The organism is Mesorhizobium sp. M0060, assembly GCF_040323155.1.
GTDB lineage: Bacteria > Pseudomonadota > Alphaproteobacteria > Rhizobiales > Rhizobiaceae > Mesorhizobium.
On sequence record NZ_JAMYUP010000072.1, the window covers coordinates 21036 to 27379 of the forward strand.

6 protein-coding genes and 1 pseudogene are annotated in these 6344 nt (G+C 60.1%); 4 read left to right on the top strand and 3 right to left on the bottom strand.

Annotated elements, in window-relative coordinates; translation table 11 throughout:
* Nucleotides 1–499 precede the first annotated feature (499 nt).
* Nucleotides 500–712, bottom strand: a pseudogene (locus tag NKJ94_RS32925) (transposase); the annotation flags it as partial.
* A 481-nt stretch (nucleotides 713–1193) separates the two neighbouring features.
* Between NKJ94_RS32925 and NKJ94_RS32930 the strand changes: the two are divergent.
* The 3 genes from NKJ94_RS32930 (at nucleotide 1194) to NKJ94_RS32940 (ending at nucleotide 4635) form a co-directional block, all read left to right on the top strand.
* Complete coding sequence (locus tag NKJ94_RS32930) at nucleotides 1194–2816, top strand: FAD-dependent oxidoreductase (protein ID WP_352531393.1); 1623 nt, start codon at nucleotides 1194–1196, stop codon at nucleotides 2814–2816.
* Nucleotides 2809–3969 (top strand): NAD(P)/FAD-dependent oxidoreductase, encoded by a 1161-nt coding sequence (locus NKJ94_RS32935; RefSeq protein ID WP_352531395.1) that lies wholly within the window; start codon nucleotides 2809–2811, stop codon nucleotides 3967–3969. The genes NKJ94_RS32930 and NKJ94_RS32935 overlap by 8 nt, the downstream gene beginning before the upstream one ends.
* 351 nt (nucleotides 3970–4320) lie before the next feature.
* Nucleotides 4321–4635 carry a helix-turn-helix domain-containing protein gene (locus NKJ94_RS32940; RefSeq protein ID WP_502904239.1) on the top strand — a complete coding sequence of 105 codons (315 nt, stop codon included), beginning with the start codon at nucleotides 4321–4323 and terminating at the stop codon, nucleotides 4633–4635.
* A gap of 209 nt (nucleotides 4636–4844) precedes the next feature.
* Here the strand turns inward: NKJ94_RS32940 and NKJ94_RS32945 are convergent, their stop codons facing one another.
* Both NKJ94_RS32945 and NKJ94_RS32950 read right to left on the bottom strand, forming a co-directional pair.
* Nucleotides 4845–5216 (bottom strand): type 2 periplasmic-binding domain-containing protein, encoded by a 372-nt coding sequence (locus tag NKJ94_RS32945; protein WP_352531397.1) that lies wholly within the window; start codon nucleotides 5214–5216, stop codon nucleotides 4845–4847.
* Complete coding sequence (locus NKJ94_RS32950) at nucleotides 5140–5541, bottom strand: LysR family transcriptional regulator (RefSeq protein WP_352531399.1); 402 nt, start codon at nucleotides 5539–5541, stop codon at nucleotides 5140–5142. The genes NKJ94_RS32945 and NKJ94_RS32950 overlap by 77 nt, the downstream gene beginning before the upstream one ends.
* A 130-nt stretch (nucleotides 5542–5671) precedes the next feature.
* Between NKJ94_RS32950 and NKJ94_RS32955 the strand changes: the two genes are divergently transcribed.
* Complete coding sequence (locus tag NKJ94_RS32955) at nucleotides 5672–6271, top strand: aromatic ring-hydroxylating oxygenase subunit alpha (RefSeq protein WP_352531401.1); 600 nt, start codon at nucleotides 5672–5674, stop codon at nucleotides 6269–6271.
* Nucleotides 6272–6344 lie beyond the last annotated feature (73 nt).

The window sequence follows — 6344 nt, forward strand, 5'->3', positions numbered from 1 at the left end:
AGATCTAGCCCAGTTCCGTACTGGGCGGACAATCCGAGTTCCCGTGTTCCGATCTTCAACCTTCGTGGCGGTAGGTGGTGAGCTTTACCCGTGGCGATGCAGGGGACAGACCGAAGAGAGTATGGTCGTCCCGGACGCGCTACGCGCGCCCAGCAGTGAGGAGATACCAGCCCCACCGCTTCAGATCGCAAAACCTCCGCCGCCATCACGGCCTGGGAGGCGATCATCTATAAATACACAGGCTTCCAGCGCCCAAATCGTTGTCTCACCCTGGACACTGCGGTAGCCCGGCCTGCGGTTGATGGTCCGCACCCGGTTCATTTAAGGCCGATCTGCTGATGACACCTGTCCGGCAGCACCCGGTCAGGCTTCCGGGTCCCCTTCCTCCTCCCGCTCTCCCGGCAGTGGGGCGGCATTGCAGCCGCCGGTCAAAGATCAGCAACTTTGGGAGATGAGATCTAAGTCATAATCACCTCCCGCGCCGCCACGGCGCACAACAACCATAGACATAGAGCCTGAGCAGATCACGCGGATCGTAAGCTGGTCTTCCCGTGCGGACGCGCACCGCCCGACCAAAACCGAGCCCAACGATGTCCAGCTCGTCGACGAAGGCATCGATCACTCGAACCGACGTATCCGTCGCCACATGGTCATCGATCATCGCAGGCAGCAAAGCTGCCTGGCCACGATCCTCTCGAGCGATGTATCTCATGAAAATGGCCAACCGTTGCCGATGCGACCATCATATCTGATTTGCTCAGTTAGTTCTCACACAGCCTGCTTGTTCAGGGGCTGCACCTCGAGAGGCACATCATGCTAAATGGCAACAGAACCTTTTACCACCTGCAGAGACGGTCGCCAATGCGCCAGAAGCTGGTGGCGCCCGGTCGAGGCCGCCAGCGAGAGTGCAAAGGCAGCTAATCCGAACATAACTACTGTTTAGAGACGAATTCGCTTCATCTCGAAACCAGATTAGCCCAATTCACAAACTGAATTTGACACAATGCCTCATCGCGCCTGAACATCATCCAACGGACTGGATGTTTAGCAGCCCAACACCGGTACGTTCACCTGCCCTGCGTTAAGGGCTTGCGAAGTAACCGAGTGGGCGTCAGCGAACCCCCGATGCAGCTTGAACGGTGGACGAGCCCTGTCATCGTCAGCGAAATGATTAACAGTACAATAGCGGACCTATGAAGATCGACGAAAAATCCGTTGCAGGAAAAGAGCTGATCGTACAGGAACAGATCCAGCTCTTGGTAATAGGCGCGGGTCCTGCCGGTCTTTCCGCCGCCATTGAGGCGGTTGGGCGAGGCCTCTCGGTCGTGCTCATTGATGAGAACCCGGTCGCTTTCAAGACGATGGGCGACGAGGTCCCACTGCACTATGGACAGGGTATGTCCGGGCCGGCGCGCAACCGTAATTCCATGATTGAGGCCTTCATCACTTCCGAGCCACTGATCCAGGTAGCGTTCGACGCGGGGGTGGACGTGCGGCTCGGTACCGCCTGTTGGGGGCTTTATGCAAATGGTCCCGGTGTCCAGTGGCTACCCGGCACGGTTGCCGGCTTGGCCGACGAGGAACGCGGCTGGCTGGTCGGCGCCGAACACGTCATCATCGCCGCCGGCCGGCGGGACATGGGGCTGGGCTTCCCCGGCTGGGAGAAGCCGGGCGTAATGGGCGCCACGGCGGCGGTTGCACTCGCAACGCGGTTCCAAGCCCTGAACCCTCGGCGTGTCGTGGTCCTCGGCACCTCGGCGGAGGCGCTGAGTGCTGCCGCAGCACTTAGGGACGCCGGCATTGAGATCGCGGGGATTGTAGAACAGGCGACCGAGCCCGTCGGCCCCGCCTACCTTGTGGACGAATTGCGCGCCGCCGGCTGCGAATTCCTGACCAATCACGTTGTGCGCGAGGCACTGGGGCGAGAATCGGTTGATGGAGTGCTCATCGCCGCCGTTGACAAGACAGGTCGAGCCGCTGGCGAAGAGCGCCGAATCGACTGTGAGGGCGTCGTGCTGGCGGTCGGCACGACTCCGGTCGTCGATCTACTCGCCGCTCTCGGCTGCCATATCGCTTTTCAGCCGGAACGCGGCGGCTATGCGCCGGTGGTGGATGCGGATCAGCGTACCAGCGTCCACAACGTCTTCGCGGTCGGCGACTGTGCTGGTATCTGGCCTGCGAAGTCGCTCGACCGCAGCATCGCCGCAGGCGAAGGCGTACGCGCAGTCGACACCATCCTTGGGGAAGACTTCGAGTCTCCCGAAGTCTCTGTTCCGGATCGGCCCACCTACGACTTGTCAGCTTATCGCATGGCTTGGGTACGCGCCAGCGTCATTGAGGCGCGCGGTGAGTTCCACGTATGCCAATGTGAGGAGGTCACCGCACGCGAGATCCTCGAGTTGCGTCCGCCACGCTATCTCGGCTGGCAAGCCGACTGCCGCAACAACCGGTCACTACTGTCCCTTCTGGACGAAGCCCCCCCAAACCCCGACCAGGTCAAGCGGCTCACGCGCGCTGGGATGGGACCCTGCCAAGGACGGCGCTGCCGCGAGCAGATAGCGGCCTTACTCGCGCTGCAGGCCACCGCCCCCCTCGCAGCTATTCCTCTCGCAGGCTACCGCACGCCGGTGCGCCCGCTGCCGCTGACGATCGCCAGCCAGCTCGTGGAATCTGCTGATCAGGCCCAATACTGGGAGCTTTGGTTCGGAATCCCCTCGCAATGGCAACCGCCATGCGAGCTTCCCGAATTTTATACGGTTGCGGCCGATGAAGCGACCGTCGCGGGCCTGGATGGTGAGCGAGGCAGCTATGAATGAGATCGCGGGTGCATCAGTCGTCATCGTCGGCGGCGGTGTAACAGGGCTAAGCGCCGCCTGGTGGCTGGCAAAATCCGGCGTCGATGTTCTAGTTATCGAGAAAGGTATCGTCGGTTGGGAGGCGTCTGGCCGAAATGGTGGCGGCTGTGGGCACGTCACTTCGCCTCTCTATCCAGAAATGCTGCGGCTGTGGCCGATTATGGATGAACTGCTCGGTTATCCGACAGAGTTCTCGGCGAACCGGATCCATGTTTCCGTGACCGAGGAGCAGTTGACGGTCCAAAACTTAAGCAGTGCTGCAGTGGAGCGTCACGGATATCGGTGCGAGCTTCTTGACAGGAAGCAACGCCGTGAACTTATTCCCCTCGTCGGCGACAACGTTGCCGGCGCGCATTTTTACCACTTCGGGGGGCACTCGAATCCACACCGCACGGTCCAGGGCTTTGCATGGGCGATGCAGGACCATGGCGGCCGGTTGATGCAACGCTGCGCAGTTTCGGGGTTCCGCACCGAAGGTGAGAAGGTGATAGGCGTCGAGACGGAGCGCGGCCTGTTTGGCTGCGATCAACTCCTGATTGCGGCAGGGCCGCACACTGGTCGCTTGTCCGCGATGCTGGGGCAGGAGGTTCCTATGCAAAGCGCGCGCGCCGAGATGATCGTTACTGAGCCACTTCCCCTGATGGCTTATGGTGGTGTGGACGGGAATGGCCTCCACGGCCGGCAGACGCTGCGCGGCAATCTCGCCTTTGGAGGCGGCCCGCACGAATGGCTGGACCTGCCTGAGGGAGGCGTATTTGCTAACCCCTCGACCCCGCTGATGGGCCATATCGGCCGCCGCTTGATTGAGATGATGCCGAAGGCCGCGCACGCGCGCATCATTCGATCCTGGGCCGGTGTGATCGAGAATACGCCTGACGGGCGTCCCGTGATCGACCGACTCTCGACGTTTCCTAATGTGGTTGTTGCGACTATGTCCAGCGTGGGCTTTGGTCTCTCGCCGTCCAGCGGGCGAGCCATCCGCGACGTCGTTGTCGACGGCACCTGTAGCTTTGCGGACATCTCTTCTTTTAGGCTTTCACGATTCGCGAGACTGGAGTCCGAATGGCGCGAATTGCAGGGATGGGTTGCGCTCGCGATGGAGGAGGCTGCGTAGAAACGTTTGTCCAATAGAAATGGGCTGAATCTCGCCACGGGGGGCGTCGAGCGTGGTGAGGGTGGCTGATCACCACACGCTGCGGGCGACGCGCTTTGAGCCGCAGAAAAAGCGGAACTTGCCGCAGAGGCGAACGTTCGCCTTCCATGCGATTGAGCCGATGCGGTCGCGGTCTGGGAAAGGTCAATGCCGTTCTGATTTGTTCAGCGTAAGGTGCGCGTGATCTCTCCGTTTTAATACGGTTGCCGCGGGAATGCTCGGCTGGCACGAGTATCCTAGAGCGTCGGACGTTCAGTTTGAATCGCGAGGGATTCCAGTGAGGCGTTCACTTCCTGTAGGAGGTGATTTGCCATGCCCAAGCCCTATTCGCTCGATTTGCGTGAACGTGTTGTGCGGTTTGTCGAGGCTGGCCACTCGCGGCGTGCGGCGGCGGCACATTTTGGGGTGTCGGTTTCGTTTGTCGTGATCCTGATGAGGAACTATCGAAAGACCGAGAGCCTGGCGCCCAAGGCCAGCGGTGGCCGCCGCCATTCCAAGCTCGACCCGCATCGTGCGTTCCTGCTTGGCCGTGTGGCCGAGAAGGATGACATCACCATGCCGGAGCTTGCCGCCGAACTGGCCGGTCGCAGCGTCGAGCCCACGATTGAGGTTACCGCAATTCCGTGAGTCAGGGCTGCAGCGTATGATGCTCGACTGAGTCGACAAGGGCTTTCACGACAGCCCGGATGATTGGGCTGGTCATCTTACGGGTTACGATGTAAAATGAATTGTGGTGTAGCCGCGACGTGGCGGTCAAGCGCACTACCCGTCCACGTCGAAGGTGCTCCTCAACATAGCCCGCCCAAGCGAGGGCGGCGCCGCGCCCCGCAATGGTCTCATGCATCATAGACAGATAGTTGGAACCGTGGGCCATCGAGTTTCTGCTTGGTGCCGATCCAAGATTCCCAGCTTTCAATGTCAGCAGGCTGCGAGGTCAGGTGTAGAAGCGGGACATCAAGGAATGCATTCGGGTTCTCAGACATGAGTGCCGGATGCCGCGCAAGGAGGGCTGGCGAGCAGACTGGAAACCACTCGCCGTCGAACAGCTTGGTGGCTGCGAGGCCTGGCCAATCCTCGGGCCTTCCGAAACGGAGGGAAAGTGCCACGTCAGGTTGATCGAAGTCCCTGTGATCATAGGACGTCAGCAACATCACCTGGCCGTTCGGAACGCGTGACACCACGACATCGAAACGGGGCATCAGCCACATTCTGTTGCAGGTCGTAGTAGCAGCCAAGCACAAGGGTCTTCCGATCCGGAGCCTGCAGTCTTTCCACGGCTTGCCTAATAGTGCCCATGCCGTCGCCGATCGCCAAGGCAAGGCTACTGCCCGCCTCGGTCAGCATGACCCGGTTGCCCCTGCGTGTGAAAAGTGCAACCGAAAGTTGCCGCTCAAGATTAGCGACATGCCGACTGACAGCCGATTGGGCGATGTTGAGCTCTTCGGCTGCTGGCGTAAGACCGCCATTTCGCGCTGCCGCTTCGAACGCTACCATTGCGTTGAGCAGTGGCAGTGATGTCTTCAGTGTCGTCAATGCTAGCTGTCCTAATGCATGCCTTTCTGATGTGGTAAACTATCAATTTTGTATTTGCAATATACGGCGTTGCTTCACATTATGATATTGGAAGAGCCCATTTTTGGCGACAAGTTACAGGATACCTCTGATGCAAGCCACGACATTACGCCCAATGGCGCGTGATCACGCTGCGCTCGTCGCCCTGATCGACGGTCATCGTGCCGGCTGGTCGCTCGAGCAGGCATTTTATCTCGATCCGGCAATTTTCGAACTCGAACGCGAATTGTGGTTCCCGCGCCAGTGGTCGCTTGTCGCCCATGCCAGCGAGGTGCCCGAAAAGGGGCACTACATTGTTCGCAAGCTTTTCGACGAGGAAATCATTGTGGTCCGTTTTGGCGATGGCGAAGAGGACATAGCCGCCTATTACAATGTCTGCACCCACCGCGGTTCCCGGCTTTGCACCAAAGATGGGCGTAGCCGACTTCTGGTCTGTCCCTATCATGCGTGGTCGTACCGATTGACTGGGGAACTTCAAACCCGGCAGGACGTGCCCGATAATGTCGACCCTGTAGCACTGGGGTTGCATCGAGTGCCGACGAGATGCGTGGGGAGCCTCGTACTGTGCGGTCTCGAAGGATCCGTTCTGCCGGACGTCCAGCCCCTTGCCGACGCGCTGGACGCCCGTTTGCACAAGATGGGCATCGACCGCGCGCGCATCGTAACCGCCCGATTGTCACCGCCTGCCTGACATCGTCGTGATGGCCTATGACACGTGTTTAACGACGTCGTTTGCGACGTGTCTTGTGCGAGGTTTGCGATGC

What these genes read in the sequence shown, in the direction of transcription:
- NKJ94_RS32945 (WP_352531397.1), bottom strand. Translation starts at nt 5,216, where the DNA reads ATGTGGCTGATGCCCCGTTTCGATGTCGTGGTGTCACGCGTTCCGAAC.
- NKJ94_RS32940 (WP_502904239.1), top strand. Translation starts at nt 4,321, where the DNA reads ATGCCCAAGCCCTATTCGCTCGATTTGCGTGAACGTGTTGTGCGGTTT.
- NKJ94_RS32955 (WP_352531401.1), top strand. Translation starts at nt 5,672, where the DNA reads ATGCAAGCCACGACATTACGCCCAATGGCGCGTGATCACGCTGCGCTC.
- NKJ94_RS32935 (WP_352531395.1), top strand. Translation starts at nt 2,809, where the DNA reads ATGAATGAGATCGCGGGTGCATCAGTCGTCATCGTCGGCGGCGGTGTA.
- NKJ94_RS32930 (WP_352531393.1), top strand. Translation starts at nt 1,194, where the DNA reads ATGAAGATCGACGAAAAATCCGTTGCAGGAAAAGAGCTGATCGTACAG.